18 protein-coding genes, 2 tRNA genes and 3 pseudogenes are annotated in these 23132 nt (G+C 38.0%); 20 read left to right on the top strand and 3 right to left on the bottom strand.

The features are described from left to right. The first annotated feature begins 111 nt into the window (after positions 1-111). The 10 genes from nrdD to P3G65_RS10045 all read left to right on the top strand — a co-directional run bounded on the left by nrdD (position 112) and on the right by P3G65_RS10045 (position 9642). Positions 112-2352: an anaerobic ribonucleoside-triphosphate reductase gene (nrdD, locus tag P3G65_RS10090; protein ID WP_019292589.1), complete on the top strand. Its 2241-nt coding sequence runs from the start codon at positions 112-114 to the stop codon at positions 2350-2352. 213 nt (positions 2353-2565) lie between these two features. Continuing rightward, positions 2566-4011 carry an APC family permease gene (locus P3G65_RS10085; RefSeq protein ID WP_019292588.1) on the top strand — a complete coding sequence of 482 codons (1446 nt, stop codon included), beginning with the start codon at positions 2566-2568 and terminating at the stop codon, positions 4009-4011. Between the two features lie 190 nt (positions 4012-4201). Further along, entirely contained in the window at positions 4202-4801 is a 600-nt protein-coding gene (gene nrdG, locus P3G65_RS10080) for an anaerobic ribonucleoside-triphosphate reductase activating protein (RefSeq protein WP_019292586.1), read from the top strand. Further along, positions 4798-5292 (top strand): DUF2325 domain-containing protein, encoded by a 495-nt coding sequence (locus tag P3G65_RS10075; RefSeq protein WP_019292585.1) that lies wholly within the window; start codon positions 4798-4800, stop codon positions 5290-5292. Before nrdG ends, P3G65_RS10075 begins: the two co-directional genes overlap by 4 nt. 65 nt (positions 5293-5357) lie before the next feature. Continuing rightward, positions 5358-6191, top strand: a complete 834-nt coding sequence (locus P3G65_RS10070; protein ID WP_195917775.1) for an energy-coupling factor ABC transporter ATP-binding protein — start codon at positions 5358-5360, stop codon at positions 6189-6191. Next, positions 6188-7033: an energy-coupling factor ABC transporter ATP-binding protein gene (locus P3G65_RS10065; protein ID WP_019292583.1), complete on the top strand. Its 846-nt coding sequence runs from the start codon at positions 6188-6190 to the stop codon at positions 7031-7033. The genes P3G65_RS10070 and P3G65_RS10065 overlap by 4 nt, the downstream gene beginning before the upstream one ends. A gap of 1 nt (position 7034) precedes the next feature. Beyond that, positions 7035-7838, top strand: a complete 804-nt coding sequence (locus P3G65_RS10060) for an energy-coupling factor transporter transmembrane protein EcfT (protein ID WP_019292582.1) — start codon at positions 7035-7037, stop codon at positions 7836-7838. A 119-nt stretch (positions 7839-7957) separates the two neighbouring features. Beyond that, positions 7958-8031, top strand: a tRNA-Arg gene (locus tag P3G65_RS10055). Positions 8032-8085: 54 nt separating this feature from the next. Beyond that, a tRNA-Pro gene (locus P3G65_RS10050) sits at positions 8086-8159 on the top strand. Positions 8160-8562: 403 nt separating this feature from the next. Further along, positions 8563-9642, top strand: a complete 1080-nt coding sequence (locus P3G65_RS10045; protein ID WP_230318249.1) for a hypothetical protein — start codon at positions 8563-8565, stop codon at positions 9640-9642. 10 nt (positions 9643-9652) lie between these two features. Here the strand turns inward: P3G65_RS10045 and P3G65_RS10040 are convergent. Continuing rightward, a pseudogene (locus P3G65_RS10040) lies at positions 9653-10810 on the bottom strand (IS3 family transposase). A gap of 487 nt (positions 10811-11297) precedes the next feature. Here P3G65_RS10040 and P3G65_RS10030 point away from each other — a divergent pair. Further along, complete coding sequence (locus P3G65_RS10030) at positions 11298-12617, top strand: ISLre2 family transposase (RefSeq protein ID WP_019292475.1); 1320 nt, start codon at positions 11298-11300, stop codon at positions 12615-12617. A 490-nt stretch (positions 12618-13107) separates the two neighbouring features. Next, complete coding sequence (rpsD, locus tag P3G65_RS10025) at positions 13108-13719, top strand: 30S ribosomal protein S4 (protein ID WP_003133217.1); 612 nt, start codon at positions 13108-13110, stop codon at positions 13717-13719. Between the two features lie 210 nt (positions 13720-13929). On the opposite strand, the gene P3G65_RS10020 is transcribed toward rpsD, so the two are convergent. Beyond that, positions 13930-14703: a sulfite exporter TauE/SafE family protein gene (locus P3G65_RS10020; RefSeq protein ID WP_195917757.1), complete on the bottom strand. Its 774-nt coding sequence runs from the start codon at positions 14701-14703 to the stop codon at positions 13930-13932. Positions 14704-14851: 148 nt separating this feature from the next. Between P3G65_RS10020 and P3G65_RS10015 the strand changes: the two are divergent. The 6 genes and pseudogenes from P3G65_RS10015 (at position 14852) to P3G65_RS09990 (ending at position 19766) form a co-directional block, all read left to right on the top strand. Then, positions 14852-15694 (top strand): annotated as a pseudogene (locus tag P3G65_RS10015) (PTS mannose/fructose/sorbose/N-acetylgalactosamine transporter subunit IIC). Next, positions 15687-16523 carry a PTS system mannose/fructose/sorbose family transporter subunit IID gene (locus tag P3G65_RS10010; protein ID WP_284071174.1) on the top strand — a complete coding sequence of 279 codons (837 nt, stop codon included), beginning with the start codon at positions 15687-15689 and terminating at the stop codon, positions 16521-16523. The pseudogene P3G65_RS10015 and the gene P3G65_RS10010 overlap by 8 nt, the downstream one beginning before the upstream one ends. Positions 16524-16561: 38 nt before the next feature. Continuing rightward, the gene (locus P3G65_RS10005) at positions 16562-17041 is read left to right on the top strand and encodes a PTS sugar transporter subunit IIB (RefSeq protein WP_019291821.1); all 480 of its coding nucleotides are present in this window, start codon (positions 16562-16564) and stop codon (positions 17039-17041) included. A 15-nt stretch (positions 17042-17056) separates the two neighbouring features. Further along, a complete protein-coding gene (locus tag P3G65_RS10000; protein WP_019291820.1) occupies positions 17057-17905 on the top strand; it encodes a MurR/RpiR family transcriptional regulator in 849 nt (282 codons plus the stop codon). A 60-nt stretch (positions 17906-17965) separates the two neighbouring features. Beyond that, on the top strand, positions 17966-18820 hold the full coding sequence (murQ, locus tag P3G65_RS09995) for an N-acetylmuramic acid 6-phosphate etherase (protein WP_050810933.1): 855 nt from the start codon (positions 17966-17968) through the stop codon (positions 18818-18820). After that, positions 18753-19766: pseudogene (locus tag P3G65_RS09990) on the top strand (serine hydrolase domain-containing protein). Before murQ ends, P3G65_RS09990 begins: the two are co-directional and overlap by 68 nt. 67 nt (positions 19767-19833) lie before the next feature. On the opposite strand, the gene P3G65_RS09985 reads toward P3G65_RS09990, so the two are convergent. Beyond that, entirely contained in the window at positions 19834-20445 is a 612-nt protein-coding gene (locus tag P3G65_RS09985) for a nitroreductase family protein (RefSeq protein ID WP_019291817.1), read from the bottom strand. Between the two features lie 96 nt (positions 20446-20541). Between P3G65_RS09985 and P3G65_RS09980 the strand changes: the two genes are divergently transcribed. Both P3G65_RS09980 and P3G65_RS09975 read left to right on the top strand, forming a co-directional pair. Beyond that, on the top strand, positions 20542-22674 hold the full coding sequence (locus tag P3G65_RS09980; protein WP_019291816.1) for a Tex family protein: 2133 nt from the start codon (positions 20542-20544) through the stop codon (positions 22672-22674). Continuing rightward, entirely contained in the window at positions 22655-23089 is a 435-nt protein-coding gene (locus P3G65_RS09975; protein WP_019291815.1) for a SprT family protein, read from the top strand. Before P3G65_RS09980 ends, P3G65_RS09975 begins: the two co-directional genes overlap by 20 nt. The last annotated feature ends 43 nt before the right edge of the window (positions 23090-23132 follow it).

Here is a 23132-nt window from a genome sequence, read left to right as displayed (position 1 = left end):
TAGTGTGCTTTCTTTTGTTTTCATAAAAAATGATACTAGATATAGTGGAAAAAGGAAAATTTATTTGATAGAATAGAAGCACAAGGAATTAAAAAATGGGGGAACGAAACAATGAAAATGGTTGAGGAAAGCACTGTTGTAACAGATCGAGAAATCAGTGTGATTAAGCGTGATGGTCGCTCCGTAAAGTTTGACAGCAGCAAAATTTTTGAGGCGTTGCAAAAAGCTGGGGACGAAATAGTACCTCCGGCTTCAGAGGAGCGTATAGCAGAAATCTGCGATCGTGTAGTGCACGAAATATTCACACGTTTTACGGATAATGTTAAGATTTATGAAATTCAAAGTATTGTGGAACATCTGTTGATGGAACTTGGTGAAACAAAGTGGGCGGAAGTTTACACAACTTATCGCACACAACGTGATCTTGAAAGAAGTAAGGCAACAGACATTAACTTTACCATCGAAAAATTGATCAACAAGGACCAAACGGTTGTCAATGAGAATGCCAACAAGGATAGCGATGTTTTCAATACACAGCGTGATTTAACTGCAGGTGCTGTTTCTAAAGCCATTGGTTTAAAGATGCTCCCTCCTCATGTAGCGAATGCCCACCAAAAAGGGGAAATTCATTATCATGACTTAGATTATTCTCCCTTCACAACGATGTCAAATTGTTGTTTGATTGACTTTAAAAATATGTTTGAAAATGGCTTTAAATTAGGGAATGCTCAAGTAGATTCACCTAAGTCCATTCAAACAGCAACTGCTCAAGCTTCACAAATTATTGCAAATGTAGCTAGCTCACAATACGGCGGCTGTTCATTTGACCGTGCTGATGAAATTTTAGCACCTTATGCAAAATTAAACTATGCGAAGCATTTAAAAGATGCGGAAGAGTGGATTGAGCAACCGGAAAAACGTGAAGCCTATGCTCAAGCAAAAACTAAAAAAGATATCTATGATGCGATGCAATCTTTGGAATATGAAATCAATACGCTTTTTACTTCAAATGGGCAAACACCTTTTGTTACAGTTGGTTTTGGTTTAGGAGAAGACTGGTATGCACGTGAAATCCAAAAAGCTATCCTGAAAGTCCGTATCGGAGGTTTAGGAAAAGAGCATCGTACAGCTATTTTCCCTAAATTAATTTTCACCTTGAAGCGTGGTTTGAATCTTGAAGTCGGTACGCCAAACTATGACATTAAAAACTTGGCACTAGAGTGTGCCACAAAGCGTATGTATCCAGATATCTTGTCTTATGACAAGATTGTCGAGTTAACAGGTTCATTTAAAGCAAGTATGGGATGCCGTAGCTTCCTTCATGGTTGGAAAGATGAAAAGGGCAACGAAGTAACTGCGGGCCGTAATAACCTCGGAGTAGTAACGGTAAACCTTCCACGTATTGCACTTGAAGCGGCAGGCGATAAAGAAAAGTTCTGGGAAATTTTTAATGAACGCATTGCCATTGCTAAGGATGCTTTGGTTTTCCGTGTTAACCGTACAAAAGAAGCCCAACCCAAAAATGCCCCTATACTCTTTATGAATGGGGCCTTGGGTCGCTTGAAAGCTGAAGATTCAGTCGATGAGCTTTATAAAAATGAACGTGCAACAGTTTCCCTTGGCTATATCGGCCTTTATGAAGTTGCAACAAGTTTCTATGGACCAACGTGGGAAAATAACAAGGAAGCAAAAGACTTTACTTTGGAAATCGTAAAACGTATGAACCAAGATTGTAAAGACTGGAGTAAAGAAACCGGTTATCATTTCTCTGTTTACTCTACACCAAGTGAAAGTCTGACAGACCGTTTCTGTCGTATGGATAAGGAGAAATTTGGTTCTGTTGCGGATATCACCGATAAAGATTACTATACGAACAGCTTCCATTATGATGTGCGTAAAAATCCAACTCCATTTGAAAAATTGGAATTTGAAAAAGATTATCCCGTTTATGCCAACGGAGGTTTTATCCACTATGCGGAATATCCAATGATTCAACAAAATCCTCGTGCACTTGAAGCCGTTTGGGACTTTGCTTATGATCGTATCGGCTATTTGGGAACAAATGCACCGATTGACCATTGTTATGAGTGTGGTTTCGAAGGAGACTTTACTGCGACTGAGCGTGGCTTTAAATGTCCCCAATGTGACAATGCTAACCCACAAACATGTGATGTGGTAAAACGAACATGTGGGTACCTAGGTAACCCTCAAGCTCGCCCTATGGTTCATGGCCGTCATAAAGAAATATCAGCGCGTGTCAAACATATGAATGGCTCTGTAGGTGTTCTTGAAGATGGCGAGAGCATTGACAGTGAAGCTGTAGATCATGCAAAGAGCAAGTTTGTAAAATAAAGTAAAAAGTGAATCTTAGGATTCATTTTTTTTTATGAAAAGATAAAAAAGCAGGGACAAATTTAAAATTTTAGTGAAAATTCAAGAATAATATTGACAGTGTTTAAGTTTTATTTTATAATTTTAATGCAACCGCTTTTTTACATTTGTAAAAGGCGCGTAAAAAATTACTTTGTCTTGTCCGCAGAGTGATAAAAAATTTTAAGGAGTAATATGGACACTAAAAAAATTAGATGGTTTACCGTCGCATTTATCGCCTTCAACATGGTTTGGGGCATGGGAAATGTGGTCAATAACTTCGCCCAGCAAGGGATCACAGTTGTTACCTCATGGATTTTGATTTTGGCGCTTTACTTTGTACCTTATGCACTTATTGTTGGGCAGTTAGGCTCAACTTTTAAAGACAGTAAAGGAGGCGTAAGTTCGTGGGTTGAACAAACTTCAACAAAACGTCTTGCCTACTATGCAGCCTGGACATATTGGGTTGTGCATATCCCTTATCTGGCCCAAAAACCTCAAGCAATTTTGATTGCCTTTGGTTGGATTGGTCGTGGAGATGGACAGCTTGTAAGTTTGATGTCTGTTCCGATGGTTGCCATCATTTCATTGATTATTTTCCTTCTCTTCCTCTGGCTTGCAACAAAAGGTTTAAACACGCTTAAAGTTATTGGGGGACTTGCAGGAACAGCAATGTTTGTCATGAGCTTGCTCTTTATCGTGATGGCTGTCAGCGTTCCTTTTATTGCAAAAGACTTTGCAATCGCAACACCAGATATGGGAAATATCAACACGTATATCCCTAAATTTGACTTCAGTTACTTCACAACAATCTCTATGCTAGTCTTTGCGGTTGGTGGGGCAGAAAAAATTTCACCTTATGTCAACCAAATGAAGAGTCCTGCACGTGAGTTTCCAAAAGCAATGTTTATGCTTGCTGCAATGGTCGGTGTCTGTGCCGTTCTTGGCTCAGTTGCGATGGGTATGCTCTTTACAAGTGGTAACTTGCCTGATGACCTCATGGCCAATGGTGCCTATGCTGCCTTTCAAATGCTTGGCGAACACTATGGTATTGGCAATAGCCTGATGTATGTTTATGCCTTTACACAAGGTATCGGTCAAATTGCTGCGCTTGCCTTTTCAATAGATGCGCCATTGCGTATTTTGCTTGCGGATGCAGATGCACAATTTGTTCCAGCTTGGCTACGTAAAACGACTGCCAAAGGAACACTGATCAATGGTTTCGTATTGACAGGAATTTTGGTAAGTATCGTTATTTTGATGCCTTTGCTTGGAATAGGAAACATGAACGAATTGGTCAAATGGCTGACAAACTTAAACTCAGTGGTGATGCCAATGCGCTACATGTGGGTATTCTTCGCCTTTATCATGCTTAATCGTGCGATTAAACACTTTACTTCTGAATACAAATTTATCAAGCAAAAACGCTTGGCGATGTTTGCTGGTATCTGGTGTTTCTTGTTCACTTTAGTAGCATGTGTCCTTGGTATGGTACCAAAAGTAGATTTTGCTGCCGACCCTTCGGCTTGGTGGTTCCAATTGACTTCGAACATTTTGACACCAGTTGTCTTGATTCTTTTAGGGATGCTCCTTCCATTTATTGCGCGTCGTGAGCAAAAAAAATCAAATGATTTAGTCTAAAAAGTAGTATAATAGAATGAGTAGTTTCGGAAGAAATTGCTCATTTTTTGATACGCTACTCTCATTGCCCTAAAGGGTCTAATGAGGAATGTCAAGCTTTATCAGGCTTGTCTGCATGATATCCTCTTCATTGTGATTAAGAGGATGAATTGTGAAATTTTAGATAAAATAGAGATAGGAGTAATGGCAGATGAATAATCCAAAACCACAAGAGTGGCTTGCTGCGGATTTGGAACAGGGCTATGTTTCAGATTATAAGCCTTTCAATTTTGTTGATGGTGAAGGTGTACGTTGCTCGCTTTACTTATCCGGCTGTAAATTCCACTGCGAAGGATGCTATAATCAAGCAACTTGGAATTTCCGTTACGGTAGTCCATATACAAAAGAATTAGAAGAAAGAATCATGGCTGACTTGAGCCAGTCTTATGTTCAGGGATTGACATTACTTGGTGGTGAGCCTTTCCTCAATACTGGCGTTGCTTTACCGCTGGTCAAACGTATACGCGCAGAACTTCCTGAAAAGGATATTTGGTCTTGGACGGGTTATACTTGGGAAGAGCTTCTACAAGAGGATGAAACCAAACTTGAGCTTTTGCGAAATATTGATATACTTGTTGACGGTCGCTTTAAACTCAGTAAGAAAAACTTATTGCTCCAATTTAGAGGCTCTTCAAATCAACGAATTATTGATGTGAAAAAATCCCTCGCTGAGCATCGAGTAGTCATCTGGGAAAAACTTAATGACGGTAAAGCAGCTGTAGAACAAATTCATAAGGAAAAGCTAATATGAAAACTGTGTTAGTAATTTGTGAATCAGGCTATTGGCATGACTTACGTGAAGGACTAGCAGCTGTAGAAATTGGCTTTCTCGGTTTTGACAAGAAAAAACCTAGGCGTTCCGAAATTGACCAATTAGTGGCGCAAGCTGACTTTGTGATGATTCGGAACCTCAATGTCGCTCATGCTTCAGTTCGATTTGCAAAAGAAGCAGCAAAAGCGAGTGATACACCTTTCTGGATAGGCAGTAATTTCGGTGTAGAAAAGATTATTGAAAAGCTTAAGCTTGCCTTTCCGGAAATAAAGTTGTCCGAAAAAACTATGAAGCCAAAAATGCCAAGAAAAAAAAGTCCGCAACAAAAGTTGGCTAATCCTTCTACGAACAATTCTGAAGAAAAGTACCAGCTACCCAAGAAAGCAAAAAATCTTGCCTTAAAATCGGCTCTGAAGGACTTCAAAGTTACTGAAGAGGAAGTTGATTTTGCAAAAATGTTTAAGCCCTGACATCAGGGCTTTTTTGCAAAAATGAGAGATAGCGAAAATGCAAGTCATTTGGTATAATTAGTTTTATGAATAAAATCCTCGAAGTAGAAAATCTAACTTTCAAATATGAAGAAGATCAAGAAGCGCCCACTTTAGATGGGGTATCTTTTGCTGTCCAAGCAGGAGAGTGGGTTTCTATCATTGGTCAAAATGGTTCAGGAAAGTCAACCACAGCTCGTGCTATTGACGGTTTACTTGAAAATGTATCTGGAAATATAAAAATTGACGGACAAATTTTAAGTTCGGAGAACGTTTGGGCACTTCGTCAAAAAATAGGAATGGTTTTCCAAAACCCTGACAATCAATTTGTTGGAGCAACTGTTGAGGACGACGTCGCATTTGGAATGGAAAATCAGGGTATTCCTCGTGAAGAGATGATTTTGCGTGTGGACCAGGCTTTAAAACAAGTCAATCTGCTAGAGTTTAAAGGCAAGGAACCTGCACGATTATCTGGTGGACAAAAACAGCGTGTTGCTATTGCAGGGATTATCGCATTGCGTCCAGAAATTATTATTCTTGATGAGGCAACTTCCATGCTTGATCCGACAGGACGTGCTGAAATCATGCGCGTTATCCGTGAAATTAAGGCAGAATATAATCTTACAGTGCTCTCGATTACTCATGACCTTGATGAAGCTACCCTGTCTGATCGTGTATTGGTCATGCGTGCGGGTAAAATTATCAAATCCGCCAAGCCAGAGGAACTTTTTGGTTCTGGTGAGGATATGATTAATATTGGTTTAGATATGCCTTTCACATCGAACTTAGCCGAGGATTTACGAGCGGACTTTAACTTGCCAGAAAAATATTTAAATGAAGAAGAACTGGCAGAACTCTTAGCAGAAAGACTGAGAAAATGATTAAATTTGATAAGGTAAATTTCACTTACCAACCGAATACTCCCTTTGCGAGTCGAGCGCTCTTTGACATCAATTTAGAGGTGGCAGAAGGAAGTTATACTGCCCTTATTGGCCATACAGGTTCAGGGAAATCAACACTATTACAACATCTTAATGGCCTGTTGCAACCTACAGAAGGTAAGGTCAATATTGATGATATTGTCATTCAGGCCAGCAGTAAACAAAAAGAAATCAAGCCAGCACGTAAAAAGGTGGGGGTTGTTTTCCAGTTTCCAGAAAGTCAGCTTTTTGAAGAAACGGTTTTGAAAGATGTTGCTTTTGGTCCACAAAACTTTGGTGTTTCGCAAGAAGAGGCGCTTAAAATTGCGCGTGAAAAGCTCGAGCTTGTCGGTCTAGCAGAAAAAAACTTTGAAAAATCGCCTTTTGAATTATCAGGTGGACAAATGCGCCGTGTTGCCATTGCGGGAATTTTAGCAATGGAACCTAAAGTTTTAGTTCTTGATGAACCCACTGCTGGATTGGATCCCAAAGCCCGTATCGAGATGATGGAGCTCTTTAGTCACCTGCATCAAGAAGGACAGACAGTTGTTTTGGTCACACATAATATGGATGACGTGGCCGAATATGCAGACAAGGTATATCTCTTAGAAAAAGGACGTGTTATTTCATCAGGTAGTCCTCAAGACGTTTTTCAAAATGTTGAATTTTTGATGCAGCATGAGCTTGGTGTACCTAAAACAACAGAATTTGCTGTCAAGTTAGAGCAGCGAGGTGTGGTCTTTGACCGCTTGCCTATCAAACGTCAAGAGTTGATTCAAATGCTGAAGGAGGCGAAAAAGTAGAATGCAAAATATGCTTATGGGACGTTACATCCCTGGAAATTCGCTGATTCATCGTCTGGATCCTCGAAGCAAACTTTTAGTCATGTTTATTTTTGTTATCGTGATTTTCTTTGCACATGACTGGTTAGGCTATTTACTCTTAATTCTTTACACTTTTGCTGGTGTCCTTTTATCAGGAATTTCTATTTCTTATTTCCTTAAAGGTCTAAGACCGATGATTGGCTTGATTTTATTTACAGTTATTTTTCAGATGCTGTTTACACCTGGAGAACATATTATTTTTCAATTTTGGATATTGAAAATATCAACAGAGAGCTTAATTAACGCACTCTATATTTTCTTCCGCTTTGTGTTAATTATCTTTATGTCAACAGTACTCACATTGACCACGCCGCCGCTAACCTTGGCAGATGGTATTGAAACTGGTTTAGCACCTTTGAAGAAAATCAAGGTACCGGTACATGAATTAGGACTTATGCTTTCGATTTCACTTCGCTTTATTCCAACATTGATGGACGATACAACCATGATTATGAATGCCCAAAAGGCAAGAGGTATGGATTTTGGTGAAGGGAATCTCTTGCAAAAAGTCCGCTCGATTATCCCGATATTGATTCCGCTCTTTGTTTCGAGCTTCCGCCGTGCAGAAGATTTAGCAGTTGCCATGGAGTCACGAGGCTATCAAGGAGGCGATGGGCGCAGTAAATATCGTCAGCTCAAATGGTCGAAAAATGATTTTATTTTATTACTGAGTATTTTTATATTGGCTGCTCTCTTACTGTCATGGAATACCTTTAGTCGTTAATTCGCACAGCTACTTTTAGAATAAAAAAACTGAATAATTTCGGTTTTTTTTGTTTAATTATGAGTTTATTCTTGCATTCGCAAATTTGATTTGCTATAATAATCAAGTAGTTAAAAAACGCACCCGTGGCTCAACTGGATAGAGTACCTGACTACGAATCAGGCGGTTGCAGGTTCGAATCCTGCCGGGTGCATAATAATTAATTCGGGCTTGCCCGTTTTATTATTGTAAAAAATTTTCATACCTTCGGGAAGTAGCTCAGCTTGGTAGAGTACTTGGTTTGGGACCAAGGTGTCGCAGGTTCGAATCCTGTCTTCCCGATTACCGACTAACCCTAACTCATCTTTCGTAGATGAGTTTTTTTGTTGGAAATGAAAACTGAGCCTGTATTGTGGTTGGAGTTAGTGAGTTAAAGAATAGATTCTTTAGAGTCTATTTTTTGTTTTGCTTTGATTTGGTATTAATATTGTCACTCTAGTATCAGGGCGTGCTATATAGAATAAAGCAAATAGGAGATATCAAGAAGTATTGCAATTCTAGAAGTAGCAGTTAAAAAGTTTTTTTGATTTTTTTTGTTATATTTCATATTTTTTTACGGATAATAGTGTGCCATGAATAAAATTTATTGTGAATAGGAGGATGTGAAGTCAACATTGCAGAACAGATCAAAAAATAGTAGAAAACAGACCTTGAGAATAAAAGTACTAACTGAAATGAGGCTTTTTTGAAAAAAAGAATTTTAAAATTTAATCTTGCTATTCTTCTACTCAGCATTTTATTTGGAATGTTTATTTTTCAGGTAGAGCAATATTCAAGAGATAAAGTGACAGACTTTTTTAGATATACGGATAGTTATTCTCCTGTAAAAAAACCTAAAAAAATAACGAATAAAAAAGAGAACGACAGCGCGATTGATATTATAGAAAAAATTTCAAAACAGGAGGGATTATTTACACTCTATAAAGTTGTAGACCAAGGGTACTTTATCAAAGAAGGGATCAATTTTAAGTTCCTAGAAAAAGCAGAGATAACCTTGTATATACCTCAGACGCATCAAAAAAGCGTGTACAGCCCTCCATTGAGTAAATCAGTCTTAACTATAGACGGTATAGATAATTTAAAAAATAAAAATGAATTTGAGTGGCAAGTTTTTATAAAAACAGAGGATAAAAACAAATATAAAGATACGGTAGAGCAGATTAAAAATACTTATAACAAAGCTTTTGATGAGAACTATACTTACAAAGATTTTGCAGATTTTGAAAAAAGTGAAAGTTATGAATTATCATCGGGTAGGGACATTTACAATATTTCAAGCTATTTAAAGATTGGCATAACCTTTTTTACGGTGATGTTGAGTTTTTGGATTTTTTCAGTTCATAAAAAAATTCATATTTTACGACAAAATGGCTATTCTATCGTAGCGAGTATAAATAACTTTATCGGCAAGGGGTATGCAACTTGTATTTTTGTATCCATTGCTTTACTTACCTATTTATTAGGAAGCATTTCACGCATCTATTGTGTTAATTTTATGATAAATGTTGGACTACTCCTATCCTTTAGTTATATTTGGTTGATGATGCTGGTTTATGTCGTGGAAAAGTTAGGTCGGAGAAAAAAAGAGAGTAAAAATAAAGGAGAAAAGTTATTTATCAACATATTGCCAACAGCGATAAAACTTATTTTTCTGATGATGTTAGTCGTAATACACCTAGATTTAGCAAGGATTATGTATCAAGCCTCCAATATCACCTTTAATAGTGAAGTGCCTAAAAAAATAAGTGAAGATAACTTGGACTAATGTCAAATATTTAGACACAAAATGAGCTATATTTTCTTAAAATAGTTTTCTTCTTTCTGATTTGGAGTTAAACCATTGTTTGCGGAATGAGGATTATAGTTGTTATAAAACTGTTCGATGTATTCAAAGCAAGAGAGTTGAACTTCTTGAATGGAGTGATAAGTTCTTCTGTTTATTTCCCGTTGTTTGAGGTACTTGAAAAAGGCCTCAGTGACAGCATTATCATAAGGATATCCAGGTTTGGAGTAAGAAGCAAGCAATTGATGCTCATCTAATATTTTTCTAAAGGAAGCTGATTTAAATTGGCTACCTTGATCCGAATGAAAAATGATTGGTTCCTTAGGCTTCCTCTTATTTATAGCCATCCCTAATGTGTCACAGGCAAGTTTAGCATCAATCCTGTCACTTACTTTCCAAGCAATACATTTTCTAGAGTAGAGGTCAAGGATGGCGCAGAGATAAACATGCCGTCTATGTCCTATAGAAATATAAGTGAAATCAGTTGTCCATACTTGATTCGGGGACTTAGGATTAAATTCTTGTTTAAGGAGATTATCAGAAGAAAATGCAGGAGAGTGTTTTGATTTAACTCTAGGTTTAATCGTTGACATTTTAGGGAGTGTCATAGACTTGAGAAGTCTTAAGATACGCCCCTCAGAAATATTAACGCCATAATCACGCAGGAGAATAATTTTAAAAGCTCTCGTTCCAATTCTTTTCTTGGCTTTCATATAAATCTCAAGGAGTAATTTTCTCAAGCGTTGATTTTCTATTTCACGTTTTGAGGGCTTCTTGTTTATGAAGTTATAGTAGGTGGAACGATTGACATGTAAAACACGACAGAGCATAACTGTCGTGTGTTCAAATCGGAGTCTATAGACTGCTTTTAATCTCACTTGGAGTTTTGCATGAATATGGCACTTGCTTTTTTTAAGATAAGATTTTCTTCTTCGAGTTGGGCATTCCTTTTTTGTAATTCTTGAATCTGTTTAGCAGTCAAGACCGTATTATCTTCAAGACGAACTTGAGAGTACTGGTTGATCCATTTTGCAAGTGCAGAAGGGGAGACACCATAGTCTTTACAGAGTTCGGATTGAGTTTTACCTGTTTGGTAGAGATTAACGAGAGATTGCTTAAATTCCTCGTCGTAACGTTTAAAACCTGACATAAAAGTCCTTTCATTTTTGTGTCTTAATAGACAGATTATAACACACAATTTTCTGTCCACTTTTATAGTATAGCTCCAATTACGACTTCCCCTTATTTTTGATACGCATAGATTAATGATAGGATTTAATGACGACGAGATACGCCAATTTATTCCCCAAAGCTATCGCAGAATGAAATTGAAAAGTGTACTATTGGAATAATTTGTATTTGATGATAAAAAAGCAAAGTGTGGGTCAAAAATCTGCACTTTGCTTTTTTGTTGTCCGAAGAACGGAAATCCGTTTTTCGGTACCCGAAGGACTGAAATTCCGCTCTTCGGGTTTTCCAGCGGTCGGAAATCTGTCCTTTACTAAAATAAAAACACTAACAAAAATAAAAACTTATAAGAAGAGATGAAAAATTAAAAGCGAAACAAAAATTTTTTTGATGAAAAAAATCTCCTGCCTATAATAATAGGGATATTATTTTTAGAAATGAGAATTACAATGTCATTTAGCGAAGAAACTTTTCAAATAGAAATAAGAGAACTGTATATTCAAAAGTTTATCAAAAAGATGAAACAAGTTGATCGTGAACAGGGGGCTCTATTAGAAAAAGAAGGTTGGTTTTATAAGGAAACGGCAGAGCGGCGTGTCATGTTCACTTTTGGAGAAGTTGTCCTTGTGAGAAGGTGCTATGTTAAAAAAGGAAAACGCCGTTATCCTGTGGATGAATATCTTGGTTTAGAGCCTTATAGCCGATACTCTAAAGAACTCCTTTACAAAATAGCTGTTACAGCTGTTGATTTAACGTGTAGAAAAGCCGCTGCGCATTTCAAAGAACTTCTTCAGCTGGATATCAGTAAAGATACGGTGTGTAAGGCTCGTAAACTAGCGACTCAACTTTATAAAGAACGTGAAGATTATCGCTTTTTTGACGAAGAAGAATTTATCAAGAAGGAGGTTAAAGTACTTTATATAGAAGGTGACGGTCTTCTTTTAAGTACCCCAGAAGCCAATGATAAGAAAAAGAAAACAGATTTTTCACACTTTCTTATCCATGAGGGACTTGAAAAAGAATATGGGAAGCGTCAGAAAACGGTTCATCACCATGAAATATGGTCAACCAGCAATAAAGCGGCCAGAGAAAAAGTGATGGATTATCTGTACAATCATTATGAAATCACAAAGGATACACTCCTCATTACCAATTCAGATATGGGACATGGCTATACTCCTTATGTGTTTGATGAAATCGCTAAAACCTTTTCTTGCCAACATGTTCATTTTTGGGACAAATACCATCTTCGAAAAGAAATTTCAAAAATGATGAAACCTTTTCCTTTAACTTTTGAGGAAGGGCTTTTTCAGGCTATCGCACAACATGATAAGAAAGCCGTAAAAGAGATATTGAATAGAGCCTCTGCACTTATTCCTGAAAAAGAGGAATCCTTTGGGGAAAGTTTTGTGACATTTTCTCGAAAGTTATTAAGAAATTTTGCCTATACGAAATCTCCAGAAAGCCGTGGTTTGTCTTCTGCCGGTATTGGTATCATGGAAAGTAACCATACGAAACTGTCATATCGTATGAAAAAACAAGCACGACATTGGTCCGTGGAGGGTGCACTTATCATGGGACAAATGATTCTTGATAAAGCGGAAGGTAAACTTCATGATCTTTTCTTTGGAGACTGGCGAGAAAAGTATGCAAAATATAAAGATTTAGATTGTTTAAGTGTCCAACAATTTTTAAAAAGAGGAGAGCGCTCATCTGGAATTAGACAGGTGAAGCAAGCCAATAAATCGGGACGAGCAAGGTATTTTTAAGCGATCCATAAAGAGAAAAAAGTAATAAAAAACAGCCTTTTTGCTTAAAAAGGTTGCATTTTTGTGTGCACTTTAGTATAATTAGGGTATAGAATAAATCAAGAAAAAAGCCCCGAGCGGGCAACTCGAGGCATGTGATTAAAGCAAATCGGACTTGCGATAATCAACTTTGATTATTTTACACCAAAAGAAGTAAAAAATCAAGGCTGAAATTTGCGAGGGGGAAAGCAGATTTCAGTCTTTTTCTGTTCTAGTTAGAGAAACTTTGATATTTTTTTGAGCACGAAAAATATAGACACGTACTGATTCACTTGTCATGTTGACAGTTTTTAATAATTTTGCTAAAATAGTAAAGTTGAATATAGCAGTCAGCTAGAAAACTCGTCAACATTTCCCTTGTTACGAAGTAACCGAAGCTGTAAGGCGAAAGTGAAATGCACGAATTCGAGGCTGTCAATATTCTTCAAAAAAATTTGAAGGAGACATTAACATGTCACGTTATACTGGTCCATCTTGGAAACAATCACGCCGTCTCGGCATCTCACTTACAGGTTCTGGTAAAGAACTTGCACGTCGTAACTACGTACCTGGTCAACACGGCCCTAACAACCGTTCAAAACTTTCTGAATACGGTTTGCAATTGGCTGAAAAACAAAAACTCCGTTTCACTTACGGTGTTTCTGAACGTCAATTCCGTAACTTGTTTGTAGCAGCTACACGTGTTAAAGAAGGAACTCTTGGTTTCAACTTCATGACTTTGCTTGAACAACGTTTGGATAACGTTGTATTCCGTCTTGGTCTTGCAACTACACGTCGTCAAGCACGTCAATTCGTAAACCACGGTCACATCCTCGTTGATGGTAAACGCGTTGATATTCCATCATACCGCGTAGCACCTGGTCAAGTTATTTCAGTTCGTGAAAAATCTATGAAAGTTCCTGCAATCCTTGAAGCTGTTGAAGCAACTAAAGGACGTCCAAACTTCGTATCATTCGATGCTGATAAACTTGAAGGTTCACTCGTTCGTCTTCCAGAACGCGATGAAATCAACACAGAAATCAACGAAGCACTTATCGTCGAATTCTACAACAAAATGATGTAATCTCGTTTCACACGAGTTATAACTCTAAGTCAGATTGACTTAGAGTTTTTTTGTTTAAGATTTACTTCATAAACTTTAGGTTCAGTTATACTTAATGAAAATAAAAAACACTGTTTGTCAGTGTTTTTATCGAACTGATATGGAAAGGAAAAATTAAATTAGTCTAGCTATGAAATAGTATTCCTAATTATACTGAAATTGATAGAGCTATTAAAACAATACTGGTATTAGAGTAATAAGCATTATCATGATAACTACGATATTAAAGAGTCTGTTAATACTCCGATCACTAAGTTTTCCACTAAGTAATGCGCCAAGATGTCCTCCAATAAATGCAGCAGGAATGATTACCCATAAGATGTTTAAATCATATGCAAATACATTCGAAAAAATTAAAGTTGTAGCTAAATTTGAAACTTGTGAGAACAAAATAGAAACGATAGAGTAGGTCGTTGCTTCTTTGATTTTTAGAGGGAAAATCAGTAAAAGAAGAGCGACATTGAAAGGACCTCCCCCAATTCCTAGAAATACAGATATGGTTCCAAGAGACAGTCCACATAAGAAATAAAGAGTATTGAGTTGTTTATTAAACTGAATGTTTAATCGTCCTAAGAGTAAAACGCCAGATAATAAAATAATTAGTAGGAAAGCTTGGAGTTGACCTGTATTTTCATTTCCAATAATTTTAAAAGAAAATTGCAAAACCCGCTGTCCGAGCATTCCGCCTAACACGGAACCGATAGACAAAAAAGTAACATTTCGAGCGTTAATTTTGATGCCGTTTTTAATTTGGCGCGCTGTTGAAGAAAGTGCCATAACAAGGACAGCCACGCTAGAATAAAATACGATTTCAGGCAGTGAGTGAAATCCAAGTAGGGACAGCAGGGGTTTGATGATTAATCCACCACCCATGCCACTGATTGCTCCAATCACATTTGCTATGATAATGATAAAAGGATAGACAAAAAATTGTAAAATATTCATACGAACAGTATAACATAAAAAAACACCAAACGAAAATTAATTTCGTTTGGTGTTTTATTTTAAAATAATTGACAAATATTTTCGTTTTCGCTACAATAGGATTATCTAAAATATAAAAACGCTTTCAAAAGAAGGCGGAGGAGGAAATATGGATACACTTTCCATTGGAATCATCATTGTTCTTCTGGTCTATACAGCCATTGGTGTACTAGATCAGATTTCTATTTAAATCGGTCCTTACACGCCACTTTTTGCAGCTGCATTTACAGGGGTTGTTATGGGAGATCTTACAACAGGACTTCTGGTCGGTGCAACGCTACAGTTGATGACACTTGGAGTCGCAACTTATGGTGGGGCTACTGTTCCTGATTTTTTAAGCGGAGCTATTATGGGAACAGCCTATGCCATTCTTTCAGGTAAAGGTGTAGAATACGGCATTGGTATCGCTATTCCGATTGGACTTTTGCTCACACAAATGGATATTTTGGGTCGTATGGTTAATTTATTCTGGCAAAAGCGAGCAGCCAAATTTGCTGAAGTCGGCAATGCTCGTGGTGTGGAAATGAGCAACGTATTTGGAATATTTTCGTGGACATTATCACGGATGATTCCAGTATTTATTGGTCTTTATTTCGGTGATCATGTCGTTAATCTTATTAATGAAGCAATACCTGTTTGGGTAATGAATGGACTAAAAGCGGCAGGAGCAATCCTTCCTGCTATGGGTATTGCAATTTTGCTTCACTATCTCCCGATTAAAAAATATTGGTCTTATTTTATCATCGGTTTTGCCTTAATGGCTTACTTTTCTGAGACTTTTTCAGTACTTGGAGTCGCCCTTATTGGACTTGCACTTGCTGGTATCGCGGTAATTAATCAACAAAATAAAGTGAAAGAAGCTGCAGCACCACAACCTGTAGCTGCTACAGCTACGGGAACAGATTTATCAGAAAATCTCTACGTAGATGAGGAGGTTAACTTCAATGACTGAACAATATAATAAACCAGAAATCACAAAAAAAGATTTAAAAAAAGTTTACATTCGCAATCTCTTTGGTTTCCAATGGGGGTGGAATTACGAAAGTATGCAAGATTTAGGCTATGCCTACACAATTATGCCGGCTTTACGTCGCCTTTATGGTAACAATAAAGAAAAAATGGCTAAAGCCTTGAAAACACATATTGGGTTCTTTAATACAACACCAGCCATGAGTCATCTGATTATTGGGGCGAACATAGCTATGGAAGAAGAACTCAATGAAACAGATGAAGAAGCAGTTATCGGTCTTAAAACGGGTTTAATGGGACCATTTGCTGGTGTCGGGGATACGCTTTTTATTGCTATTTACCGTGCTGTTGTCTTCTCAATGGCGGCTTACTTAGCTCAAGCAGGACAAGTTGTTAGCTTAATTATTCCTTTGATTATTGGATTAGCTGTACTCGTCGTTCGCTGGAAATTCCTTCAGATTGGTTATGCACAAGGTAAAAAAATTGCTGTTGGTTTTGCATCACAAATGAAAGTCTTGACTGATGCAGCAGCTATCCTTGGTTTGACCGTGGTAGGGGGCTTAATTCCTTCTGTGATTACCTATAAACTTGAACTTTCCTATAAAAAGGGCGAAGTAACAATGAATGTGCAAGAAATGTTGGATAAAATTCTACCAGGGCTTGTGCCACTTGCAATTGTCGGACTTAGCTACTGGCTTCTAGGTAAAAAGAAGATGAACTCTACACGCTTGATTTTTGTCCTGATTGCTTTGGGTATGATTTTAGGAAATTTACAGCCTATGTTAAATGCTGTTGGTAACCTCTTTAACTAGTAGAATTTTAATTGAAAGAAGAATGGGGAAATAGTAAAATGATTATACATGCAAGAGTAGATGAGCGTTTGATTCATGGTCAAGTTGCTGCCGTTTGGTCAAATGTAGTGAATGCTGAACGACTCTATGTAGTAAATGATAGTGCATGGAATGATGAGATGGTTCTCGGTGCATTGCAGTTGGCAAAACCAGCGGGGAAAAAGTTAACTGTGTCAAGTATTCGCCGTGCAATTGTGAATTTTAAGGAAAATCGCTTTGGTGATGAACGTGTTTTTGTTTTGACAAAAACAATTGGAGATATGAAAGCTTTAGTTGATGCTGGACTACTGGACGAATTTAATGTGGGAAATATCTCGAAACAAGGCGAAGACTCTGTTCAGGTAAAAAAATCTGTCTTTTTATCTCCCCAAGATATAGAACAGCTCAAGGAACTAACAGAAAATGGAACAAAAATTACTGCTCGTATGGTACCAGGTGAAAGTGATGCCTCCATTATGAGTATGATTGATGATAAATAGAAAAAGGAAATATTTATGAATATCAGAATGGAAATCAAGCAAAATTATGAAGCGCTCAACCAAAGTCAAAAAAGGGTGGCGGATACTTTTTTGCGACATCCTGATGTTCTGACGATGAGCATTGCTGAAATTGCAGCACAGTCGGATACATCCGCTTCCGCGATTACAAGATTTGTTCGTAAATTCGGTTATGAAGGCTTGGATACATTTAGAATTGCAATGGCGCAAAGTTCTAATGCTATAGCTTCAAACGATATCATAGAGATTGATCCCATCGTTCAAAAGAATGATGATTTATCAACAATTATTGATAAGGTTGCTGTTATGCTCTCCACGACAGTTTCGGATACAGCTAATTTTCTAGATGAAAAAGTGATACAAGAGGCTATTTCTGCTTTGAAAAAAGCGAGGAGAATTTATCTTATTGGTGTAGGTTCATCAGGAGTTATTGCTTATGATTTGGCTCACAAATTTAACCGGGCTGGTTTTCTGGCTTTGCACAGTTGGGATGGGCATATGGTGATGGAAAATTTGGCTTACCTCAATGAGCAAGACGTTGTTTTAAGTTTTTCTTATTCAGGAGAGACAAAAGAAGTTCTAGCTGCTTTGGATATTGCACGTGAACGCGGTGCTCAATCTTATATTGTCACTAAAAATCAGTCTAATGAAATAAGTAAACGTGTGAGCGGTGTTATTGCGATACCTACAACAGAGCACCTGTTACGGGTGGGCGCAATTGCTTCTTTTGAGTCATCCTTTCAAGTGGCCACAGTATTATATCTAGGTGTTATTGAAGAGATGATTGGACCGAAATTGACGAAGCGTATGAAGAAAACGGCTGAAAATATAAAAAAAATTAAATGAAGTGAGAAAAAATTGAATAAAATTGAGAGTTTATCTACAGAAGGACGTAATCCGAATTCCATGAATTTAGACCAAGTTTCGACTTTAGAAATGGTTAAAATCATGAACAATGAAGATGCGAAAGTAGCAGCAGGGATTTCAACTGTATTACCTGAAATTGCTCAAGCTATTGATCGTGCTGCTGAACGTTTTGCGACAGGCGGGCGTATCATTTATATAGGGGCAGGAACGAGTGGCCGGTTAGGACTTTTGGATGGTGTTGAATTAACACCAACTTACAGTGTTCCCGCAACACGAGCTTTTGGAATTATCGCAGGAGGGGACGAAGCAGTTTACAAGGCCATTGAAGGTGCCGAAGACTCTCGTGAACTAGGATTGGCTGATATAAAAGCAGTTGAGCTAACGCCTCAAGATATATTGATTGGGTTATCTGCAAGTGGCCGGACACCCTATGTTTTGGCAGCGTTGGAATATGGCAAAAAAGTGGGCGCACTGACGATTTCAGTATCTGCAAATCCAAACAGTGAAATGGCTACAGTAGCTGATGTGGGGATAGATGTTGCTGTTGGTCCTGAAGTTATCACAGGGTCAACACGGATGAAGTCAGGCACTGCACAGAAGATGGTGTTAAATATGATTTCTTCAGGAATTATGGTTAGGACAGGTAAGGTTTACCAGAATTTGATGATTAACGTCCAAGCGACAAATGAGAAGTTAGTGAATCGTGGTATTCGTATCGTTTCTCAAGCAACAGGTGTTAGTTTTGAAGAAGCTGAAAAAGTCTTTTATGAATCTGGAGAACGTGTGAATGTCGCAATTCTGATGCTGGAGTTAAGTATTTCAAGCGATGAAGCTAAAAAATTACTTGAGGAAAAAGATGGAAATATCGCCAATGTTATCCGAGAAAGCAAATGATATTTTTAAAATATTGGAAGCCGCAGTAGTTCGGGAAGATACACCTGGCTTTGCGGCTTTTTATATGGAAAACCAACACAGTCAAACTGTATATGGTGGGACAATAGATTATGTTGAGAAAGTCACCTCATCGTCCCTTTATGACTTGGCTAGCCTGACTAAAGTTGTCGGAACAACAACGCGCATACTTCAACTTATAGACCGCGAAGAAATATCTCTTTCAGATTCGATCGGCGTGTTTTTTCCTATGCTTGAAGAGTTGAAATTAACAATCGAAGACCTTCTCTTGCACCGTGCAGGCTTTCCTGCTGACTTTACAGATAAAACAGATTTTTCACAGGAATTCTTTTGGAACTTTTTGAAGAAAATTAACCTCCCTTTGCCTAATGAAAGGCACACGATTTACTCCGACATTGGTTATTTACTCCTGGGAGAAATCATTGAAAAAATAGACGGTTGTGGACTTGAAGAGAGTTTTCGCACTCATGTTTTTGAGCCTTTGGGTATGGTATAGACGACCTATTTTCCAGATGAAAGTTCTGCTGTACCGACAGAGATTACGCTATCTCGAGGTAAGATTAAAGGTATTGTTCACGATGGGAAAGCCTATCTCTGGGAAAAAGAAGCAGGTCATGCGGGACTTTTCAGCACGATTGGAGATTTAGAAACTTTTGTTAGAGCAGTTTTTTCAGGGGATATTTTATCTGATGAGCTGTTAACGACTTTACAGACATTTGAGGTTTCGGGACGGACACTAGGCTGGCTTTCTCGTAGTGCTGGGCAGCTCTATCATACAGGTTTTACGGGAGGTGTGATATGTTTAGATCTTTTACAGATGCGTGCTTTAGTTGTGCTGAGTAATCGAACATATCCTAATCGGGAAAACAAGAGTTATATTTGTGTTCGACAAGATATAATAGAAAAATTTTTTGAAAGTGAGATTTAGGAAAGATTCCAAGATACTTTAGCTTTATGAGATAAAATAAAAAATCTGCTTAAATGCAGATTTTTTATCACCGAATTTCCATAATATCCTCAAGCCCCAAACGAAAGCTTGGTTGGCCAGTTTCCTCAGAAGTTCCAAAAGGGATGATGAGTTCTGGACGGTATTTTTTATCGACGTTGAGAATCTCATTGATTTTTTCTGTGCGTTTATAGCCAAGGACAACATTGGCCTTATAACCTTTATCATAGATGGCATAGAGCAAGTTCATTGTGACAAGGCCAGTTGTCATAGACATATAGGTATTGAGATATTCAGCATCAAAACTATTGACATAAGCTTGATAGCGTTGAGTAAAGCGTTCAATGTCAAGGCTTGAAAGTTCTTCACTGCCACGCTCGCTAATAAGTTTAAGGCGATCGGCATATTGACTGTCCGCAAAAATCATGATCAAGCCACCTGCTGTTTCAATCTGTTCGTGATTTGAAGGATTGACTTCTTTTAAAAGTGCGGCTTTGGCTTCAGCTGAATCAATAACGACAAAGTGCCAACTTTGTATATTAATTCCTGAAGGGGCTAAACGAGCAGTTTTAATAATGCCTTTTATCTCTTCAAGAGGAACTTTTTTCCTATCAAACTTTTTGACGGCATGGCGTGTTTGGGCTAATTCTAAATATTCCATTTCTTCCACTTTCTAATTTTTTACTAGAGCTATTTTAGCAAATAAACATCGAAATCACATGAATTGAAAATGGTGATAATATGGTAAAATGGAAGAATGGAAAATACGCAAAAAATAGCTGAATTACTAAATATTAAAAGTTCACAAGTTCAAAAAGTACTTGAACTGACAGCAGAAGGTAACACAGTACCTTTTATTGCCCGTTATCGAAAAGAAGTTACGGGTAGCTTAGATGAAGTTGAAATCAAAAAAATTATTGACGAAAATGATAGCCTAACAAAACTTAAGGATCGAAAAACAGCAGTGCTGTCCAAGATTGAGGAGCAAGGCAAATTAACGGATGCGCTTAAGGCTCAAATAGCAGCGGCTGAGAAGCTGTCCGAAGTTGAAGACCTTTATCTTCCTTATAAAGAAAAACGTCGTACAAAAGCCACAGTGGCGAAAGAAAACGGTCTTTTCCCGCTTGCACAACTCATTGTTAAAAATACACCAAGTCTTGAAGAAGAAGCAGAGAAATATACGAATGAAACTTTCGCCACAGTAGCAAAAGCGCTTCAAGGGGCCATGGATATCCTGGCAGAGGCAATCTCTGAGGATGCTAAATTGCGGAGCTGGCTATTGAGCGAAGTGAAACAAAATAGCCTCTTAGAAAGTCGTCTGAAAGAGCAAAGCCTCGATGAGAAAAAAGTCTTTCAAATATATTATGAATTTGCAGAGAAAATCTCTGAACTTCCAAACCACCGTGTGCTTGCTTTGAATCGTGGTGAAAAGATGGGCGTTCTTTCTGTAAAATTTGAACATAATGAAGATAAGATTTTACGCTTTTTTGAAAATCGTTTTGCTGCGCGAAACAACAAATATATGAGTTTAGCCATAAAAGAAGCAGTGAAGAAAAAGCTGCTTCCAGCGATGGAACGTGCAGTACGGGGTGAATTAACAGAAAAAGCTGAAGATGCAGCCATCGAAGTATTTGGTGAAAATTTGAAAAACCTACTCTTGGTGGCACCGCTTAAAGGGCGTACAGTGATGGGTTTTGACCCCGCGTATCGTACAGGAGCAAAGCTCGCCATTGTTGATGCAACAGGTAAACTTTTGTCGACGACAGTTATCTATCCCGTAAAACCTGCTAATGCGAGTCAAATTGCCCAAGCGAAAAAGGAGTTAGCAGCACTAATCTCTAAATATAAGGTCGATATGATAGCTATTGGTAATGGAACAGCCAGTCGTGAATCGGAAACTTTTGTTGCCGAAGTCTTAAAAGAAAACAGTCTTTCTGATGTCTTTTATGTTATCGTGAGTGAATCTGGGGCTTCTGTTTACTCGGCTTCGGAGTTGGCGCGTGAAGAGTTTCCGGACCTGACGGTAGAAAAGCGTTCGGCTATTTCCATTGCAAGAAGGTTGCAAGATCCTTTGGCTGAGTTGGTGAAAATAGAACCGAAAGCTATTGGTGTAGGACAATATCAACATGATGTTGCAGAGAAGAAACTTACCGAAAACTTGGACTTTGTTGTTGAAACGGTCGTCAACCAAGTTGGTGTCAATGTAAATACAGCAAGTCCAGCACTACTTTCACATGTTGCTGGTTTTAACAAAACCTTAGCCAACAATGTCGTGAAGTTTCGTGAGGAAAATGGAGCTCTCAAAAGCCGTGCGCAGTTGAAAAAAGTTCCACGTTTAGGGGCGAAAGCTTTTGAGCAGGCAGCAGGCTTCCTTCGTATTCCTGAAGCAAAGAATTTCCTTGATAACACTGGAGTCCATCCAGAGTCGTATCAAGTGGTCGAAAAATTACTTGAAACACTTAATATAGCAGATCTTGATGCGAATTCCGCAGCAATTTTGAAAAAAGTAAATATTGCCGAAATGTCAGAAAAACTTGGTGTTGGTCGCGAAACATTGACAGATATTATTGCTGATTTGACAAAGCCAGGACGTGATTTACGTGATAATTTTGATGCACCAATCTTACGCCAAGATGTTCTTTCCGCGAGCGATTTACGTGTGGGCCAAAAACTTGAAGGAGCAGTGCGTAACGTTGTCGATTTTGGTGCCTTTGTGGATATTGGTATTAAAAATGACGGATTGATTCACGTTTCTGACCTGAGCAAAAACTTTGTGAAAAATCCTCATGAAGTTGTTTCTGTCGGACAAATCGTAACCGTTTGGGTAAAATCCATTGACCAAGAGCGCGGTAAGATTAATTTAACTTTGGTTGAGCCACGTGAACAATGAGGAATTAACAGACCATGTGCGTCAACTTTCTGTAGAGAAATTTGCGCGTCCATTTCTGCATACTGCCCAGTGGAATAGTCGTCTACGCAGTACGGGAGGCCGCTTTTTTCCTAAGGATATGCATTTGGATTTTAACCCTAAAATGGCAAATCGAGCAGAGTTTGATGGTATTATTCTCCATGAGCTGGTTCATTACCATCTCTATGACCAGCAACGAGGTTATAAGCATAAAGACAGGGAGTTCAAGGATTTACTTGCTCAAGTAGGGGGGTTACGTTATGCTCCATCAATAAGAGAGGCTAAACATACTTATGTGTGTCAAAGCTGTCATCAGATTTATCAACGTCAACGTAAAATTGATATAAAAAAATATGCCTGTGGCAAATGCCGCGGCAAACTAAAAGAACAAGGATAACTTCTTGTTCTTTTTCTTTGCTTTTTTTAGTGTTAATTTCGTT

This window comes from Lactococcus sp. bn62 (assembly GCF_029492705.2).
Classification (GTDB): domain Bacteria; phylum Bacillota; class Bacilli; order Lactobacillales; family Streptococcaceae; genus Lactococcus; species Lactococcus petauri.
The sequence above is the reverse complement of the archived record's forward strand: the minus strand, read 5'-3'. Positions and strand labels throughout refer to the sequence as shown.